Below are 22,443 nucleotides of genomic sequence, written 5' to 3' on the forward strand. Positions count from 1 at the left end.
ATTTGAGAGAAAAACCATGCGTGAATCAGATTACATCGGTAGCATTGCCATTATTGGCATGAGTGGTCGCTTTCCAGGCGCCAATAACCTTAAAGCGTTTTGGGAAAATCTCAAACAAGGAAAGGAAGGTGTTACATTTTACGGCGAACAAACGCTTCTGAGTAAAGGGGAAAATCCATCCCTGCTCAACCAGCCAGAATATGTTCCCGCCTGCCCTGCGCTTGAACAAATTGATGCGTTTGATCCGAGCTTTTTCCAAATCAGTCCTCGAGAAGCAAAAGAACTTGCGCCGCAGTTACGATTATTTTTGGAATGTACATGGGAAGCTTTTGAACATAGCGGTTATCTTCCTGAAGATTACGATGGCCAAATTGGTGTTTATGCGGGTTCCAATTTAAGCCAATACTGGCGACTCAAACCGACGCATTTTGACCCAACACTCTCAGAAATTTTGGGCAATGATAAAGACTATCTTGCCAGTTATATTTCTTATCGTTTAAATCTGAAAGGGCCAAGTGTTGGTATTCAAACGGCTTGTTCAACATCACTCGTTGCGATTAGCACCGCATGTCAAGCGCTCAATAGCTTTCAATGTGAAATGGCAATTGCAGGTGGAAGTGCAATCAGGCTGCCTCAAGATAGAGGTTACGTTTGGGAAAAAGACAGTATTCTGACCCCCGATGGGCATTGCCGTCCATTTGATGCGAATGCCGCAGGCACACTGTTTGGCAGCGGTGTTGGTGTTGTGTTGCTCAAAAGATTGGATGAAGCGCTTGAAGATGGCGATACAATACACGCGATTATCCGAGGATCAGCAATCAATAATGATGGTCATGCCAAAGTCGGGTTTAGCGCGCCGAGTGTGGAAGGTCAGGCGAATGTGATCTCGCTGGCTCAAGCCATTGCCGATGTCCACCCAGAAACGATCCAATACATTGAGGCACATGGTACAGCGACACCACTTGGTGATCCTGTTGAAGTCTCTGCGCTAACTCGCGCTTTTCGTGAGCAAACAGACAAAAATCAGTTTTGTGGTATTGGTTCCGTCAAATCAAATATTGGTCACCTGGAAACCGCTGCGGGCGTTGCTGGATTAATCAAAACAGTTTTAGCACTTGGGCATCAAACCATCCCAGCAAATCTTCACTTTGAGCAAGAAAATCCGGAGATCCACTTTTCTCAAACCCCTTTTTACGTTGTTGATCATCCGCAACCCTGGCCAACATCCGAAACACCAAGGCGTGCAGGGGTCAGCTCATTTGGAATGGGTGGGACGAATGCACATGTAATTTTAGAGGAAGCTCCTCAGCGTAAGCAAATGGCCACGGATTCACCATCGGTGATTATCCCGTTATCCGCCCAAACTCCCGAAGCACTGATTCAGCAAAAAGAGCAGCTTCATGCATATTTTCATGAATCAGCAGAGTTTGAACTTGCAAATGTTGCTTTTACTTTACAGCAGGGCCGTCAATCCTTTGCATATCGCAACGCCTGCATATTACAGACTTCGGGAACGCCGCAGCTACAGTTTCTCGAAAAAGATATGCATGCAGAAACAGAACATTTGATCATTTATCTCAGTAAAGCTGTTGAAAATTTTTCGCTATTCGCCACCTTATTTGAACAAGACTCCCGCTTCGAAAGTTATGTTCGTCAGGTGCAAGAAGTACTACCAAAAGATTCACAAATGAATCTTCTCACATCGGATATCTGGCTTAAAAAACAAAAAGATAAGCAGCTGAAAAAAGTCCTCACCTTTGTTGGGCAATATGCTTTGGCTCGTTTGATCCGTACGCAAGTACAACAGAGTATCAGCTTTCTCTCCAGTGGGAGTGGCCATTTGATCGCGGCCTGCCTTACAGGCGCCCTCAAGTTAGAATCAGCCTTAACAACACTGCTATTCAATAAGCCAGTGAATCAACAACATATTGAGCCAACAACGCACTTGTGGATCATCGAAGAAACGGGGGAAGTGATCCAAAAAGAGCAGTTTATCTCGAGCCAGCTTTTTTCAGTCAAAGCAAAAACATCTGCCAATGTCAATATTCATTATCCAGAGCACAGTTTAGTGCTTCAAGCGGGGAAAGGATTTAAATCCAGTGATCAAGAATTATTGAAATTGGATCCTTTTCAACTCAAAGTACCGGAGGCACAACTCTCACTACATATTGCCATGCATCTTTGGCTATTCGGGTTATCTCTTGACTGGCTCAATGTGAAGGCACCAGAGATAGGTCAGCGGATCCCATTACCAACCTATCCATTTCAGCGGCAATCTTACTGGATAGATGAACCCACACCATACTGGCAGAACACTTCTCTCACTCGTGAGCAGGAAAATAGGCCATTTGAAGGCCCCGTAGATAGAGGACATATTCAACAAAAAATCCGTGAGTTTATCGGTAAAGCATTGCATGTTTCACCAGACACTATCGAGCCGTCACAGAACTTCTTATCCATGGGTGCTGACTCGTTGGTTTTTATGGAGTCAATTCAAGCGATCGATAAAGCGTTTGGGGTTCAATTAAAAATAAAAGATGTGTTTGAATCACTCGTGAATATCGACGTATTAACGGACTATATTCACGAAAGGCAAAAGGCAAAAGATACGTCTTCAACTGAATCAGTGGTTCCAGAACAACGCCATGTGACTTCAACAATTCAAGCTGAACCAGGTTGGAAAATTGGACAACAGCAGCATCGACAACTCACCAGTACACAACAGACTTTTCTACAAGAATTTATCGAGCGATACACCAGCAAAACGAGACAATCCAAACGTAAAACACAAACAAACCGCCAAGTCTTAGCTGATGTGCGAACAACGGCTGGTTATAAACAATATCTCAAAGAATTGCTCTACCCTATCACCATGCGCTCCGCACAAGGGGCCTATATGGTTGATATTGATGATAACCACTATCTAGATATCACTATGGGATTTGGTGTTTATCTTTTTGGCCATCAGCCAGAGTTTTTACACCAAGCGCTCCAGGAACAGTTGTCTCAAGCTTGTCCGCTTGGCCCAGAAAATGAATACTCAACACGCGTGGCACAGTTGATTCAATCCTTAGCCCATGTCGATCGCGTTGCATTCTTTAACTCCGGTACCGAGGCTGTGATGACAGCAATTCGGATTGCCCGCGCTTATCGGCAAAAAGATACGATAGTCATGTTTAAAGGCAGCTATCACGGACACTCCGATCATACATTGGGTATTGGTCTCTCCGATCAAAATGTCGCCCCTCTCTCACAAGGTGTACCTGCTGATTTATTAAAACATTTGGTGATCTTAGATTACGGAGATGACAAAGCCATTTCGGCAATCGAAACACTGGCGCCATCGCTCGCAGCTGTCCTTGTTGAACCAGTGCAAAGTCATTTCCCAAATCAACAACCGCAAGCATTTTTAACGCAACTGCGCACGATCACTCAACAACATGATGTCCCACTGATTTTTGATGAAATGATCACTGGATTCCGTGTCAGTGCAGGCGGTGCACAAGATTACTTCGATATTCAGGCCGATTTATGTACATACGGCAAAATTGTCGGACACGGCCTTCCGATTGGTGTCGTTGCTGGACAAGCTCGGTTGATGGATTATTTAGATGGCGGGTATTGGGAATATGGCGATGATTCTTCACCTGCAAAAGAAACGATTTTCTACGCTGGCACATTCAACAAAAACCCATGGTCCATGGCTGCTGCATGTGCCACTTTAGAAGCAATCCGAAATCAAGGAGATGCGCTTTATACATCACTCAACCAGAAAACACAGCACTTGGCTACCACACTCAATGAATTCTTTGCAGAAGAAAAAATACCGATGCATATTGTCCATTATGCTTCTCTTTTCCGCTTTCAAGGCCAAGGTAATCTCGATCTCTTTTTCTATCTGTTGATCGACAAAGGGATTTATGTTTGGGAAGGAAGAAACTGCTTTTTATCAACGTCACATAACGAAGCCGATATTCAGCATTTCATTGATTGTGTCAAAGAAGCAGCATTACAGCTCAGGAATCTTGGATTTATGCATCAACAATCGGACTCGATTGTTGATCAGGCAACAGACCGCTCAATCTCGGATATATCTGCACCAATCAGCCTCGCTCAACAACAACTGCTTACTTTATCGCAACTCTCTCATGAAGGGACAATCGCTTACAATATTTACCTGACTGCAAAGCTTGAAGGCCTTCTCAATAAAGATGCATTACAATCCGCACTCGACTCACTCGTGACACGACATGAGTCATTGCGCAGTGCTTTTTTTGTTAATGACAAAACCCAGCGATACCTTGCGCCTCAATCACGACCGATTGCATGGGTTGATTTATCAGATCGTGAAGAAGAAGCAAAGCGTGATAGCATATCGGCTTGGTTTAAAAGAGAAAACCAACATCAATTCGACCTCGAACAGGGTTATCTACTGAAAACCACCATCCTTCAACTTTCTGCCGAGCAGCACCTCCTTGTAATCACAACGCACCACATGATTGCGGATGGCGTCTCCCTCAATATACTCATGTCCGATCTGCTGGCACTTTATGAAAGTCACCGACAAAATGAAGCGATACAGCTCCCCGATGCGACGCCTTATTCTCAATGGGTGAACTGGCTTGCACAGCAAGATTTTCAACCGCATCAACAGTATTGGAAGTCAGCCCTTCAGGCACCATTACCCACCTTGGATATTCCAAGAGATCACACTCAAAAGTCGGTCCCATCTTTTCAAGCAGCAGTCTCTAGCCTGACCCTTGGTCAGCGTGCAAGACAGCAACTCATTGAAATGGCTCAGTCCCAACAATGCTCATTGTTTATGCTGTTATTTGCAAATTACTCTGTTTTACTTCACCGACTTTCTGAGCAAGATGACCTCATCATCGGCGTACCAACGGCAGGTCGTTCCATGGAAGGCAGTGAGACACTTGTCGGATATTGTACACATTTGTTGCCATGTCGCGTTCATATTGATGGAGAAACGTCCTTCGAAGCACATTTAAGCCAAATCAAATCAACGCTATTCAATACCTTTGAATATCAAGATTATCCATTTGCAGAGATTTTAAATGATCTCAATCTGCCTTATGATCAAAGCCAATCTCCACTGATCACCACAACCTTCAACCTTGACCAGCCGAAACCTATTCAGAGTATTGAAGCACTGAATGTGCAGTTATTACCACCGCCTATCCGTTATCATAGCTTTGACCTAAGTCTTAATGTTACCGATATCAACGATACGCTCGTCATTGAATGTAAATACCATACAGCTCTATTTGAGCAGGCAAGAATCGATGCGATGTTGTCTCAATATAAATCGCTACTTCAGCAGTCCCTGAAAAAGCCTTCAACACCATTGGAAGCATTCTCGCTCATCACCCCGGAACATCGGAGCTTTATTCCTGATTTTACAGCGCCAAGGCAAAGCAAAAACCTCATCTCAATGACTGAATTGCTTGTCCAGCAGGCTGCATTTCATCCAGGTCAGATTGTTTTGGAGGATCAGGATGGGTTTTGGGGCTATCAATCATTACTCGATGAAACCAAAAATCGAGCTGCGCAATTCAATGACGCCGGAATTCAACCCAATGATATCATTGTTCTTGCTGGTTATCCGTGTCGCGAGCTTGTTGCGACAATGCTCGCTGTTTGGTGGGTGGGTGGCATATGGATGACCCTTGATGACTCGATTCCACAAAAACGTCGGCAAGATATGTTAGACATTGCAGATCCTGTCGCCTGGGTATCTGTTGGTGACGCTGAACTCACCATTGATACATTACCTCAAATCAAATTTTCTCAGCACCAAGGTTCACTTCAATCAGAAGTCCCCCCGACTTACCCATGTGATCCGCAAACACCTGCCTATCTCTTCTTTACTTCCGGCAGTACTGGCAAACCAAAAGCAATTCTTGGCAAGCATGGCGGACTCACTCATTTCGTCTTCTGGCAAAAGGAACAGTTTGGTATTCAATCCAATGATCGCGTTGCCCAATGCAGCGCCATGACGTTTGATGCCATCCTTCGGGATATCTTTCTTCCCCTCAGTGTTGGCGCAACCCTGTTTATTCCAGCACAGGAAACCCGTCAGAATCCACAAAAGTTCATCAACTGGATGGGACGACATCAAATTTCCATTGTTCATACTGTTCCTTCTGTCAGTAGTACTTGGATTGATATCAATGCTGATCGCGCGGTTTTATCTCAACTTCGCTATGTCTTTTTCTCTGGCGAACCTGTTTCTGCTAGCCTGATCGAACAATGGCAAACTTATATCGCTGCGGATGCACATTACATTCTGTTCTATGGTGTCACCGAGGCGACGATGATCCAAAGCTATGCACGCGTCACCGATTTGCCCATTCGGCAAAATAATCCTGGCTTCGAGCCGATGTCAGAGTGCGATCTCTATATTGAAAAAAACCAACAGCTTTGTGGGATCGGAGAGCCTGGTGAAATCGTGATCCGAACGCCATATCACTCTCTCGGTTATTATCAGGCAAATGGTGAGGCTCCAGAAGCTTTCCAACCCCACCCCCATTCATATGATGCTGCCGATCATGTGTATTATACGGGAGACTGGGGACGCTTATTACCAGATGGAGCAATTGAGGTTCTTGGGCGTCGTGATGGGCAAGTAAAACTCAATGGTGTTCGGATTGAGCTCATGGAAGTGAAGAGCGCCCTTGATGGTCTGTCCGAAGTATCTCAAAGTTGGGTCGCGCTGAAAACGTTGAATCAGCAGTCGCATTTGGTTGGTTATCTTGTATTGAATGATCCATCCATTCAATTACATGACATCCGACAAAAACTCAGTGAACAACTCCCGATGTCGATGCTCCCCAGTTTTCTGGTTCCCCTTGACTCGCTGCCTTTATTACCATCAGGAAAAGTCGACTCACATCGACTGCCGGATCCAGGCACCAGCACCCCCAGCCAACCCCCTCGCGATGATCTGGAGCGTCATTTATGCCAACTTTGGAAAGACGTGTTAAAACAAGAAATAAGCTGCGTTGCAACGCCATTTTTTGAGCTTGGTGGAAACTCAATCTCCGCAACCTTATTACTCCAACGCCTGCAACAAGACTTTGCCTGCGAACTCACGTTAAAACACATTTTTGACCATCCAACCATTGCAGCGTTTGCAAGCTGGTTGAGCCTCTCTCAACAAAGTGATGCGCTCCGGGCAACATCCACCAGCATTTCTACTAACGAAGTCAGCGGGGTTTTATGAATACGATCCAAGCACTCGTCGAACAACTCAAACATGCAGGTGTGACACTATGGACGGAGCAAGGACAACTTCACTACAAAGCACCGGAGTCAGCAATGACTCCCATGCTGCTTGAGGAGATGAAAACCCATAAGTCTGCACTTTATGCCCTGATTTCCAATGCGGATGAAGCCCCCATTCCTTCTCATCCCAATCGCTCAGAAGGGCCATTATCTTTCGCTCAACAGCGCTTATGGTTTCTCCAGCAAAAAGAACAAATCGCGGGAACTTATAACGAGCCTTGTGCCCTTCAATTAGAAGGACAGCTCAATATCACTGCGTTAGAACAAGCAATTCGAGCGATCATACAACGTCACCAGATATTCCGGACCAAATTTGTTGAAGAAAATGGTATTCCCAAGCAAGTGGTCGAGATGGATGCTGAGGTCCAGCTGGACTTTATCGACAAACTCGATGAATCAATGCTCAACGATACAATCAATCAACCCTTTGATCTCGAGCAAGGAAAGTTACTTCGTGTAACGCTGTTTTCAATATCAAGCACTGAACATATTTTATTGTTTGTGATGCATCATATTATTTGTGATGGGTGGTCAGCGGGGATCCTCAATCGTGAGCTGGCCGCTTTTTATCAAGCATTTCTACATGAAGAAACACCAGATGTTCCCCCGCTTTCTTGTCAATATCTGGATTTTTCTATCTGGCAGCTGGAACGTTCAAAACAGCCTTTGATGCAATCTCAGCTCACCTATTGGCTCGATACGTTGCGTGATGCTCCAGAAAAACTTGATTTGCAAACCGACTTCCCAAGACCTGCTGTTGAAAGCTATCAAGGCGCCCGACATACGTTCTACCTTGAACCAGATGTCGTTGCAGCACTCAAACAACGCTGTCATTCGCAACATTGTACCCTCTACATGGGATGTATGGCGATTTATCAAGCTTTACTCTTTCGCTATACCCATCAAAATGACCTTGTTGTTGGGACTGCAATCGCCAATCGGCATCACTCAGATATAACGGACCTCGTTGGCTTTTTCGTCAATACCCTCGCTATCCGTGTCCAGCTGGATGGCAGCCTGAAATTTTCTGAGTTGTTGGAGCGCGTCAAAACAGCCTCGCAGTCCGCATTGTCTCATTCTGAATTACCATTTGAGCAACTCGTCGATTCATTAAAAAATGAACGAGATCTCAGCCGCTCTCCTTTATTTCAAACCATGCTCAGCTTACAAAATGTGCCCAAGACGAAGACGCAATTGGAAGGTTTGACGGTCAGTCCGTATCTGCTTGAAAGACAGCATGCAAAATTTGATCTCATCTTATTTTTATACGAAGAAGGTGACCAAATCAGAGGATGTTTTGAATATAAAACCGATCTATTTTTACCCGATACAATCGCTGAGCTTGCCAATCACTTTATCTTTCTGCTTCAAGGCATTATTCAAGACCCAAACCAACCGATTGCCAAATATCCCCTGATGGAACATCAAAGCCAGTTGCAACTGGTGAGCAAATGGCGCCAAAAGACGAGTGGATACGATCGCACAAAAACACTACCAGAACTATTTCGAACTCAGGCTGCGCTCAATCCTGATCAAATTGCAATTCGTGATGATTCCAGAACCCTGACCTATCTTCAACTTGAGCAAGAAAGTAACCAGTTTGCTCAGCTCTTTCAATCCAAGGGCGTGCAACAAAAAGACTGTGTTGTCCTTTATCTACCAAGATCGTCTTGCTTTATCTTAACCATGCTCGCTACAGTCAAAACGGGTGCAACCTACGTTCCAATTGATCCAGATACCCCTTCACAACGACGGGAGTCAATTCTGAAAGACTGTCAGCCGAAGCTGATCTGTTGTCTTTCGCAAGATTCCTCAAAGTTTGAAGCGCAAAAAGCTTCCCATCAAAGCAGCTTGGTCGCAATGGATTGCGCGCAAACACAAATGTGTAAGTTAGAGTTTTCCAGAGATTTTGTGCTTCCCTCTATCTGTGCAAGGGACCCGGCGTACTTGATGTATACGTCAGGTTCTACAGGACAGCCCAAGGGAGTCCTCGTGCCGCATCTTGCAGTCCATCGGCTGATTGCAGATCGGCAGTATGTCGATTTTACACAAATCAATTGTATGGGACATTTATCCAACCCCGCCTTTGATGCTGCCACCTTTGAAATCTGGGGCGCGCTCCTTTATGGCAAACGACTGGAAATCATTGATAAATTCTCAGCCCTTCAACCAGAGGTTTTATCCAATCAACTTCGTGACCGACATATTGATTGCCTCTTTCTCACGCCTGCATTATTTTATACACTGTTCGAGACTATTCCAGATGCATGCCAAGAGTTAACCTACTTGGTCCTTGGAGGAGAAGCGCTGATCCCAGCCCAAATGCATCGACTCTTTCGGGTTGCGCCTCCCAAGTATGTGATCAATGGATATGGACCGACCGAGTGCACCACTTTTTCTTGCATGTACACACTCCGTCCAGATGACAATTTTTCACAACCGATACCCATCGGAAAACCCCTTCAGAGCAGCCAAGTATATGTCCTTGATGAATACTTAAACCCCGTCCCTCGTGGTGTCATTGGAGAATTGTATATAGGTGGCGATGGGCTTGCTTTGGGCTACCATAATCGCCTTAAACTGACCGCAGAGCGATTTATTCAAAATCCATTTGGCCAAGGCCTGCTTTATAAGACCGGAGATTTAGTTCGTTATTTACCTGATGGCAATCTCGGGATTTATGGACGTAATGATCGCCAAATCAAACGACGCGGATTTCGAATTGAATTAGAAGAAATCGAGTCTGTACTGAGGCAACAATCCCAAATCGCAGATACTCATGTGTGTATGCATATAAATGACGATGGCGACCAATCACTCGTCGCGTATTTCATTCCTGCGACCAATGCGACTGTTGCTACTGAAGCCCGTATCACACAATGGAAAACTCTCTTTGAAAGTACTTACGACACACAATCTTCACCAAGAACTCAATCCTCAGCAACCTATGATCCAGAATATAATTTTCAGGGATGGAATAGCAGCTACACAGGTGAACCGATTCCTCTTCAGCAAATGCAGGAATGGCATGAGGAAACACTCGATGATCTCAGGAAATGTCAAGCCGAGCGTGTCTTGGAAGTCGGCTGCGGGACAGGTTTATTGCTCGCGCACCTTGCGCCAGAAAGTCATGTGTATTGGGGAGTCGATATTTCTGAAGCTGCGCTTCAAACAATACTCGATTTAAAAAATAGCACTTCTGAGCTGAACCATGTTCAATTGTGCCTGGCACCAGCCCACGCATTACCAAATTTTGAGACGAAATTCGATCTCATTATCCTCAACTCAGTCGTTCAGTACTTTCCAACTTTGACTTATTTCATCGACGTTCTCACGTACCTCTCATCATACCTTTCTCCCAAAGGGGTCATCTATCTGGGTGACATAAGAAATTACCAACTCTTGAAAACCTACCATGAGCTTGTGGTAAATACACAATTTTCAGGCAGCCAAGAACTTCAGCAATTTCGGACCGACAGAGTTCAAGAGCATCTCATGGATGAAGAAGAGTTGTTGATTTCTCCTGCTTTATTTCAACATATCAATCGCTTTGTGCCCAATTTACAATGCCGTAGTTGTGAAATGAAATCAGGACTGTCACTCAATGAGTTGACTCAATTCCGTTACTCAGCGATTCTTGAAAAAGCCAGTCCAGAAGAAATAGACCATCGTCATGGTCCATCTTTTACTTGGCATCAATGGCAGCATACACCGATATCAATTGAACAAATTTTTAAGCAACTTGAGCAGTCCCACTCAGATCAAGTTGCGTTTTCCCACATTCTTAATCCAAGACTTTCTCAAGCCACACATGATCAAATTCAAATCTGGCCACATCAGTTAAAGCGTTGGGCAAATGAGAATGGTTGGGAATGCTACCTCACTTGGGATCCTGAGCAACCTCAAGCGTATGACGTATTATTTTCCCGTACAACTGGTGTCAATTTTTTCAAAGCACATCAAGCACATTTTCTATCTGTTGCATCAGTTCAAAGCATGCATACCTATGGTAACTTTCCAGCAGCAGGCCAACTCATCCGCCAAGAAGTCCCACAAATTAAATCCTCCATTCAGCACTTGCTTCCAGAATATATGCAACCTGATACTTATATTCCTATTCGAGAGTGGCCATTAACCGCCAACGGAAAAATCGATCTCAACGCATTACCAAAACCACATTGGCAGTCCACAAAAGATAATATTGTATGCACATTGCCGACCAATGACATCGAACATCAAATCAGTCAAATTTGGCGAGAGGTCATTGGTCGTCATCCTATAGATATTCACTCCAACTTCTTTGAAGTCGGTGGTCACTCACTTTTAGCGACACAGGTCGTCTCTCGACTACGTCACGCGTTTTCAATCGATATCGGTCTTCAAACTTTTTTTGAGCGTCCCACTATCGCTAGCTTGGCAACTTATATCGACTCTATAACTTGGGCCTTGGACGACCCAAAACAGGTCAGTGAAAGAGAAGAAGAATATGACATCTAAACATGACGAATTACCGACACAACCTGCTGAATTCATCCATCATCTCAAAAATATGGGGATCAGGATCTCCCTCATTGAGGACAAACTTAGGCTCCGTGCCGACGAAGGCATGCTCACAGATGAATTGAAAAATGCGATCAGGGAACGCAAACAAGATCTCATTCGTTTTCTTTCTTTAGCGCAAGAAAAGCGGGTCGATGCAGAAGGTATTTCCTGCCAAAGACCGACTCATATTCCGTTATCTTTTGCCCAACAAAGGCTTTGGTTTATCGATCAACTCATCGGCGCACATCCTGTTTATAACATTTCCGGTGCAATTCGCCTTCGAGGTTACCTGCAAACTTCCGCACTCCAAGAAAGCTTGCAACATATTGTGCAACGCCATGAGATATTACGAACGCGGATCTGCGAGAATAACGGTGAAGCTTTTCAAGTGATTGACGAGTTTGTCCAAGTTCCTCTCACGCAGGTTGACCTCTCTTCATTTAATGAAGCAAAGCAGCCAGATATCCTTGAGCAACACATCCAACAGGCCTTACAGGCAACATTTGATCTCCAGCAAGATTTAATGCTAAAAGCAACGCTATTTCAATGTCAGCCTGAAGAACATGTTTTATTTATCCTGATCCATCATATCGCAGCTGACGGCTGGTCAATAGGCGTTCTTATCGATGAGATCCGTGCATTTTACGCTGCGGAGGTTGCTCAACAAGCCGCTCATTTACCACCGCTGCCGATTCAATACGCAGATTATGCTTGTTGGCAACGGCATCAAATGCAGGGAAAAAAACTCTCTTCTCAACGTGAATTTTGGCTAAAGCAACTTCAAGATGCGCCACCTCAGATCAGCCTACCGACTGATCACTCAAGACCTGAAAAAGAGAACTTTTCAGGTGCACATGTTTATTTTCGATTTTCAAAAGCACTATCCACACAACTGCGCCGCTTTGCGAATGATAATGGCGTGACACTATTTACATTACTTCTGAGCTTGTTCTATGTCTTGTTGTTTCGTTATTCACAGCAAGATGATATTGTGATTGGCTCGCCGATTGCCAACCGAAATCACCTTGATATCGAACGACTTATCGGTTTTTTTGTCAACACACTTGCCTTTCGGCAACAGATCGATGGAGAGCAAGCTTTTACTGGATTTCTCAGCCAAGTCAGCCAGACTGTGAAACAAGCATTTGATCATCAAGATCTCCCTTTCGAAAAACTGGTAGAAGCCTTACAACCTGAGCGCTCGTTGAATCAAGCGCCTGTTTTCCAAACTGCTTTTGCGCTTCAAAATGCCCCGAGACCCCCAATGAAATTACAAGGGCTCCGGCTTGAAGCAATACCAATTGATAATCAAACCTCCAAATTTGACCTGTTCTTATCGATGTATGATCACACTGATGATTTGGAATGTGTTTGGGAATATTCAACCAGTTTGTTCCTACCCAGTACGATTGAATCCATGCAGCATCATTTTGAGCAACTTGCGATGTCTGTGCTCCACCATCCTCATATGTCTTTGCTGGCACTCGATATATTGAACAAAAAGGAAAAGCAGGCTCTCACTCAAGGGTTGAAAGCCCAACATCAATGCGATCAAGCTGCCCCATTGTTTTCAGATTACTTAAACGACTGGCTGCATATATCACCACACAGTACCGCCATTTTATGTGGTGATGAAAGGATCTCGTATCAAATGTTGAGTCAACAAAGTGATCAAGTGATGCAGGCTCTTCATCATCACGGTGCTGTTAAAGGCTGTCATATCGGCGTTTGTCTTCCAAAAGGAGTCGATAGTATTCTTGCTGCCGTGAGCTTATTCAAAGCTGGATTGGTGTACGTCCCTCTCGATCCGAGCTATCCAGCATCAAGGCTGGCATACATGATGAATGACGCACAATTGCAATTTGTCATTGTCAATGATGAAACGCACTCATGTTGTTCACAAACGATTCCAAGTATTGATATTGCTGACTTAAAACAACATGTTGATGCTGCTGAATATAAACCTGTATTAACCTTGGACGATATAGCCTATATCATTTACACATCCGGCTCTACAGGACAGCCAAAAGGTGTGCAACTGACACAAAAAGGACTGGCACACTTGATGATGGCTCAGCGTGAAATATTTCAGCTTGCGCAGACGGATCGCGTCTTTCAATTTGCACCACTCAGTTTTGATGCGGCGGTTTGGGAAATCGTAATGGCGCTTGGTGCTGGTGGCAGCTTAGCAATCCATTCAACTGACAAGCTCATTCCTGATCATTCTTTTTGGGAAATTATAAATAATGCCCAAGTCTCCCATGTCACACTCCCCCCAAGCTTTCTTGCAAATTTACCTCAAACACCACCTGAGAGTCTGAAAACAATCATTACAGCTGGTGAAACGCTTCCTCAAGATATTGCAGAAATCTGGTCAAAACGTATCAAGCTCTATAATGCCTACGGACCAACTGAAGCAACCGTTTGTGCAACGATACAACGTTGTCGACCGGATATGCAGCATGTTTCAATCGGTCACCCTTTACCACACGTCAGCTTATATATTCTTGATGAATATCAACAACCTGTCCCAAAAAATGTGCGGGGGGAGCTGTATATCGGTGGTGCAGGTGTAGCCACTGGGTATTTGAACTTGCCAGAAAAAACTGCAAGTTCATTCGTTGATATTCCTTGGTCGGATGAAAAAGTCTATCGGACAGGTGATGACGTCAAAGTGATGGCCGATGGATCACTATATTTTATGGGACGGCGCGATCAACAAACCAAAGTCCGTGGATTTCGGATTGAATTAGATGAGATCCAGCAACTCTTGCTACAACATCCACAAATTCAAGAAGCGGTCGTATTACCTCAATTGACTAGCACTCAGCAACAGCTCGTTGCCTACTTAACACCTACAAAAGCTACAAAAGATCAACATAATAGTCGGCTGAATGACTGGTCCTCATTATTCGAGACAACATATGCCCAGACGGATTACTCTCCCTACCTCGGTTGGCATAGCAGTTTTACAGGAGAGCCTTTACCAGAGCAAGAGATGACAGCCTGGGTAGAAGAAACCGTTCAATCTATTCTTCCATTCAATCCGAAACATGTGCTGGAAATTGGTTGTGGCGCTGGATTATTACTCAATAAAATTGCCCACCACTGCAAGTCTTATACTGGCACCGATCTTTCGAAAGCTGCGCTGGAGCGTTTGCAGCAGCAAATCGAGAACCAAAGTGACCTGAACAATATCACCTTAAAGCATCAGCTCGCCCATGACTTTTCTGGATTGAAGGAAAGTAGGTATGATGTGATCGTTTTAAACTCTGTCATCCAATATTTTCCTTCTATCGACTATCTACAAACGGTCTTATGTGGGCTGACTGAACTTGTCGCAGAGAAAGGACGTATTTTTATTGGAGATATCCGAAGCCTTGCTCATTTTGAGATGCTTCAAACCGCGATACAATGTTATCGTGCAGAAGATAATCTCACAGTAAGCCAGCTTAAACCACGTGTAGAATTGCACATGATGCAAGAAGAAGAGTTGTTGATCACACCAGAATTTTTCTTCCATTTCTCTCAATCTGTTCCAAGAGCGTGTCATTTTAGCCACAGTATCAAGCCAGGTAATTATCTCAACGAACTCAGTCTGTATCGTTATCAGGCTATCTTACATTTTGAGCCCCAGTTACAACCAGATTGGGACATCGACAGCCATGATGGGCAAACTCTTTCAGACAGTCAAATTGCTGAAATACTCCATGATTCCATTGCCGATGAAATCTTGATCCGCCACCTCACAAACCCTAGGCTCCAAAGAGATTCAGCCCGGATGAACTGGATACAACAAGCAAAGGATAAGCAGTCTATTCATGACTGTCCTAAAGCGCAATCGGCATATTCAAACTCTGATTTTCAGTCGCTCCATCAATTGGCTCTCAACAGTGGGTACACACTGAATATTCAGTTTTCAATCACTGGGCAACTTGACCAAGTTGATGCTGTCTTCCTCCGTGATCCAATTGCACTCGCTCAACATCAAGATTTTCGAACCAAACCTGGGCCCAATCGCCCACTCACCCAATTTGCGAATCACCCATTGCTTGGAAAATTGAGCCAACAAGTTTTACCACAAATTAAAGTCATGGTAGATCAACAACTGCCAGAGTATATGCGGCCATCTGGCTATATCATGTTAGACAAACTACCCATGACACCCAACGGTAAAGTTGATCGCAAAGCATTACCAACTTTTTATACACGAACGAATACACGACCTGTTCTCACACCAAAGACAGAATCAGAGTCCATTTTACTGCGCATCTGGCAAGATGTACTGCACCAATCAGAAGTGAGCACAGATGATAATTTCTTTGATATTGGTGGCGATTCGATTTTATCCATTCAGGTGATATCGAGAGCGAATCAACAAGGACTTGTTCTGACGACGAAAGATTTGTTTTCTCATCAAACAATCACAGCATTAGCCGCTGCTGCACGATCACAGGGAGAGTCTTTACAAGCAGAGCAAGGGGAGATCACTGGCCAATTCCCTGTACTGCCCATTCAAGCATGGTATTTGGAAAACACGATGGTAGACCCCCATCACTTTAATCAATCCGTTTTGATGCGCTGCCCAGCAGATATGACGATAGAAACCTGTCAATCCATCTTCATTGCCTTGCTCAATCTGCATGATGGATTACGCTCGCATTTTAGACAAAACCCTGTTTCTGGTCGCTGGGAACAACATCTCGGTCAATCGGCTAATACGCAATCATTATCAATTTACCTCCATCTTGAACAGATGATTTGTGTAGCGTCGAATTTGCAAGAGTTTAAACACTGGGTAGAGTCCACGATTGCTGAAAAACAATATGGCTTCAACTTGTTCAATGGCCCAATGATGCGATGTTTGCTTCTTCGTGATCAAGACAATCTTGTTCTATTTTGGACCATTCATCATCTACTTGTCGACACCGTTTCCTGGGATATTCTCAAGCAAGACTTTCTCTGCGTTTATCAACAGATCCAAGACAAGAAAGAAGTCAGACTCCCCGACAAAACAAGCTCGATCCAAAGCTGGTCAAACGCACTTCATCAAAGCGCTCGACACAAGAGCATAAATTCCCTGCCAAATCAGGACAGTCATGAACTTTTATGGAAAATAGAGCAGCAAATAGACCTACTGCCGTCGGATCACCCTAGATTACCGGATAGTCAGCAAGCTAGATATCTTCGAGAGCAGCCCTTCTCACTGAACATAGATATGACACAGCAGCTGATCCAATTGGCGAAACAGTACTACCACATGACACCGCAAGAAATTGCTCTTTATTGTGTGAGTGCTGCCATCATGGCCTATTTCGATCAACCAGCATGCCACATTGATGTTGAGGGTCATGGCCGATACCCGGATGAACTCCCGTTTGCAGATCCCGACAACTTGATTGACTTGAGCCGAACTGTTGGCTGGTTTACGAGCCTCAATACGATTTCATTCAAAGCTGTGAAAGCAAACAGTCAATCAATCATGGCATGGAAGGAAAACTTTCGTACAGCCCAAAAACATAGACTTCTCCAAGGTATCCAACAATATCTGACGCCAGATAAAATAAACGTATCGCCAAATGTACCCGTTTGTTTTAATTTTCAGGGACAACAAAAAACGTCTTTCTCATCTGGTAATTTAACAGCCGATTTCATTCCTTTGAATTGGTCAGTTGGACCATTACAATCTCCAAATCAGGCGCTTCCGTACCAGCATCACATCACTGCAGTACTCTCGGATGACAACTTGCAGTTTACTTGGCGGTATAGTCATCGTTTATATCAAGCTGAAACAATTCGTACACTTTTCAAATGTATTGAACAACAATGCGTGGACTTTATTGCACACTGTAAAAACATGACTGTCCCACAGTGGACGCCATCGGATTTTCCTGATGCCCATTTAAACCAAGACGCATTAACAAGTCTCCTGTCGAATATTCCTGAAGTAGAAGATGTTTACCGCCTTTCACCTATGCAGGAAGGGTTATTATTCGAAACCACACAACAGCCGGATTCTTCAGCTTATATCGAGCTCATCACATTGCGCTTTCAAGGTGCTCTGGATGGAGAAAAGGTGCAGCAGTGCTGGCAACAAATGATTCATCGTCATACGGCCTTACGCAGCTGCTTTTTCTGGGAAAATCTGCCCTTTCCACATCAGATTGTCCTTCCCACAGCGAATATAAACTGGTTCCCAACAGACAGTCATGCTATTGATTGGCAACATCTCTCATTCGAAGAGCAAGCTCAAGAGCGTCAAAAATTACATCAGCGGGAGCGCAATCGCGGGTTTGATCTAACCAAGGCGCCATTGATGCGTTTTTATCTTATCCAAACTGCACCAGAAGCATATGAGCTACTTTGGAGTTGCCATCACATTCTGGTTGACGGTTGGAGCACCCCGATCTTGTTTAAAGAATTCGTCCAGCTATACCGTGAAGGGCCAAACACAGCCCAACTACCACCTTCAGTTCCTTACCGACAGTATATCTCTTGGCGCCACCAACAAGACTTTTCTCCTGCAAAAGCATTTTGGAAACAAATGATGCACGGGATTGATTCAAGTACTCAGTTAAAACTGGATCGTGGTTTGATTGATGGTGGTGGAATAAATAATGATGTGGCATCCAAGCGCAATACACGTCAATGTATCGAAATTAAATATCTGATTTCTCAAGAACTCACACAGAGCGTACAAAGCAAGTCCAGAAAAGCAAGTGTCACGCTAAATACACTCTTACAAAGTGCATGGGCTTTGTTACTCAGTCAATATACAGGACAAAATGATGTCCTCTTTGGGACGACGGTTTCTGGACGTCCAGCGCAATTACCGCAAGTCGGTTCGATTATCGGGTTGATGATCAATACATTACCATCCCGGGTTCAAATTGATTGGGATATGCCACTTTCTGAGCTTCTTGAGACAAGACATGCCAACCAGGTTGAGTGTAATCAATATGCTGATCTTCCCTTGAATGAAATCTTTGCGCTCACAGACGTGTCCCGTGCCGATGCGCTATTTAATACCTTGTTTATATTTGAAAACCTGCCCTTTGATCCTGTATTGAACCAACAGTCATTTGCACCTGGTGTTCAAATCACAGAAGTCAATGCTGCGAGTGAAACCAGTTTCCCCATGACACTGGTCACAAGTATATCTCAGCAACAACTTCAATTACGGGTTACATATGACAGTTTTCAATTTAAACCTGACTCTGTATTGCACATGTGCAAGCAATATGAATCGATTCTCAATGGCTTAACACAAGTTGCACTTGACACCCCCATTCGCCAAATACCACTTATCGATGAAACACAAGCACAACATGCTATCACCTTTGCAAAAGGCACCATCATCGACTTTTCTTCACATCCGCTATTTCCAGATCAATTTCGATTAAAGGCGCAACAAACACCGGATGCAATCGCGGTGATTGATCAGTCCCAAAAAATCACCTATGCAGAACTCGATGAGCAATCAGAGCGACTTGCTTTTCAGCTGACAGAGCTTGGGTTGGATCACTCTGATCGTGTAGGCATTGCAATGACACGTTCAATCGAGTTTGTCATTGGCCTAATGGGGATCCTCAAACTTGGTGCTTCCTTGATACCACTGGATAAAGACTGGCCGGTCAAACGTTTGAAGTCTATGATCCACGCAACCCAATTGCGTTGGGTTCTCACACATGTACCAACCCATGGTATTGGCGAAAAACTTCAACTCAATGAGTTTTCACTCTCAACGACATTGCCGCCGCTCAATCCATCAGCAAGAGCACGGATGCAGTCATGGCGTCCAGTATCTTCAATACAGGCAGCCTATACCGTCTTTACTTCAGGCTCGACTGGCACACCAAAAGGTGTCGAGGTCCAACATGCTCAACTCCATAACTACATCAATGCAGTGATTGAGCGATTTGGGTTCGAATCAACCTCATCACCTCAGCGTTTTGGCATGATCTCAACACCAAATGCCGATTTAGGCTACACCATGCTGTTTCCAGCACTATATACGGGTGGATGTGTTGTGATGATCTCCGAATCCGCAGCCATGGATGCGGCTGCGCTCACTGAATTCTTGTCAGAAAACCCAGTGGATTACTTGAAAATCGTTCCTTCTCACTTTGCTGCGCTTTGGGATGAGCAACATGATGTCGCACTACTTCCTCAAAAAGGTTTGATATTTGGTGGCGAGTCTTTGAAGCCAAACTTAGTGCAAACGATTCAACGCAAATCACCCTCTCTACACATCCACAATCATTATGGCCCAACAGAAACAACAATCGGCGTCGCAACCTATTCATTGTCAGCAAAACAAAATGAACAGCAAATTGCCATTGGAAAACCACTCGCCAACACGGAGATCTACATAGTTAATCAGGCTGGAAACTTAGCGCCAGTTGGTCAACATGGAGAGCTGTTGATTGGGGGGAAAAATGTCTGCTCAGGCTATCTTGGAACCCCTCAATCAGATCAACCATCAATCATTCCGAATCCTTTTGGTACAGGTATGATCTACCGTACTGGGGATTTAGGACAATATCTTCCATCTGGCGATATTCTCTTTCTTGGTCGGCGTGATGATCAGGTAAAAATCAGAGGATTTCGAGTAGAGCTGGATGAGATCACACATCACCTGAATCAATATCCAGACATACAACATAGTTTTGTGCACTGCCAAAAAAATCAGTTCGGTCATCAACAACTGATCGCCTACCTTGTCTTCGATGATCACAGAGATTCTCTGACCGAGCAGAAAAAAAGTACTTTGAAGTCATATCTACAGAGTCGATTGCCTGCGTATATGATCCCGGTATCATTCATGGCGCTTCCAGCTTTGCCACTCAATGCGAATGGTAAAATTAATCGTCACGCATTACCAACGCCTGAACAAAACAACCATTCAACAACTGAGCCTACAACAGAGACTGAAAAAGCACTACTTGATATTTGGCAAAGCGTGCTTCGTCATCGCTCACTCAGTATTCATGATAACTTCTTCGATCTCGGTGGCGACTCAATTATCTCAATCCAGATCACTGCTCGTGCTCGGGATGTTGGGATTAAGATCACTTCTAAACAAATCTTCTCTCAACAAACTGTCGCCGCATTAGCACAAGTGGCCATCCCCGTTGAACAAGCAGAAACCAATCAAGGAGAAGTCACAGGGGTGATACCGCTTTCCCCGATTCAATGTCGTTTCTTTGAACAATATGAGCAGCAGCGAAATCATTATAATCAAGCAATGCTGTTTGAGGTGACTTCAGATCTACAAATAGAGCACTTCAAACAAGCGTTTATTATTTTGCTCAAGCACCATGATGCTTTGCGTGCATGTTTCTACCCAAAAAAGACGATTCCAGCGCAGGAGTATCTTCCTTGGGAGTCATTCCGTTCAAACATTGAACATATGTTTCATGAGTACTGGCTTGAAGGTGATCCTTCTGACGCCGAGAAGGTCTCACAACTTGTTGAGGAAAAACAGCAAAATCTCAATATTCAAGCAGGGATCACTAATCAACTGACCGTGATTCGTTGCTCAGAAGACAATACCATTCTCGTCCACTGGGTGATCCACCACTTAGTCGTTGATGGTGTATCTTGGCGCATTCTTTTTGAGGATCTATCCAAAACCTATCAAGACCTTTGTCATGGAAAAGCACCTCAGTTGAGCGCAAAAACAAGTTCCTGTAGAGATTGGGTGAATTGTATGAACATTCAGTCCCATGCCGATATGTTTATGCAAGAACTTCCCTACTGGCTCAATACGCTGAAAGAACCCTGTTACCCGATGCCATATGAAACAAAAAATGCGCCGGAGCATCCCGTTGTAAGTTCAACAGCACGTTGTACAGTGAAACTGCCTGATCAACTGACCCATCAATTACTCCAGGGTGCTCATACTCGTTACCAGACTCATATCGAAGACCTTCTCTTGAGTGCATTGTGGCTGACGTTAACGCCGTGGTTCAAAGCGAATGAGATCCGGCTTGACTTGGAGTCTCATGGACGTCAGTTTGCCGAAGATCGAGTCAATCTATCTCGCACAATTGGCTGGTTTACCAGTGTTTATCCGATTCGGTTGTGCTGTGACCGTGCTGACATTCCTCATGTGATTCAACGCATCAAAGAGACGCATCGACAAGTCCCTCACCATGGTATCGGATTTGGGATTTTGAAATACTTGATGCAAGTCGCTGAGCTTGCTCAGACACCGACAAGCCCGATTGTGTTTAACTACTTAGGACAACTTGATCACGCGGAAGAGACACAGAACACGCTGATCCGTGGTGGCTCAAACTTCTCAGCAGGACGAATGCAATCCTCATTGCATCCGAGATACTATGGCCTACAAATCAATGCCCTCGTAAATGAAGACCAACTCACTATCCATTGGGATTTCAGTCAATTACAGTTTTCATCCGCATGTATCAGTCAATTTGCGAATGATTTTATCCTGCATTTGGAACGGATCATTCATCACTGCATGGCAAGTGGATCTCAAGAATTCACACCAAGCGACTTTCAACTTGCCGAGTTGGATGAAGCATCATTCAACCAGCTTGCTCAATTGCTTGACCAATCATAAGGACAATC

Annotated in this window: 3 protein-coding genes and 1 pseudogene; all 4 read left to right on the top strand. The window is 44.3% G+C overall.

Going from position 1 to position 22,443, the window contains the following annotated elements; all coding sequences use genetic code 11:
* The first annotated feature begins 16 nt into the window (after nucleotides 1-16).
* Complete coding sequence (locus C505_RS0118375; RefSeq protein ID WP_018694103.1) at nucleotides 17-7,240, top strand: aminotransferase class III-fold pyridoxal phosphate-dependent enzyme; 7,224 nt, start codon at nucleotides 17-19, stop codon at nucleotides 7,238-7,240.
* Nucleotides 7,237-11,799, top strand: a complete 4,563-nt coding sequence (locus C505_RS0118380) for a non-ribosomal peptide synthetase (protein ID WP_018694104.1) — start codon at nucleotides 7,237-7,239, stop codon at nucleotides 11,797-11,799. Before C505_RS0118375 ends, C505_RS0118380 begins: the two co-directional genes overlap by 4 nt.
* Before the next feature lie 52 nt (nucleotides 11,800-11,851).
* Nucleotides 11,852-11,914, top strand: a pseudogene (locus C505_RS24995) (hypothetical protein); the annotation flags it as partial.
* 117 nt (nucleotides 11,915-12,031) lie between these two features.
* Nucleotides 12,032-22,435: an amino acid adenylation domain-containing protein gene (locus C505_RS0118385; protein ID WP_407636619.1), complete on the top strand. Its 10,404-nt coding sequence runs from the start codon at nucleotides 12,032-12,034 to the stop codon at nucleotides 22,433-22,435.
* Nucleotides 22,436-22,443: the final 8 nt, after the last annotated feature.

Source organism: Algicola sagamiensis DSM 14643, from assembly GCF_000374485.1.
GTDB classification, from domain to species: Bacteria; Pseudomonadota; Gammaproteobacteria; order Enterobacterales; family Alteromonadaceae; genus Algicola; species Algicola sagamiensis.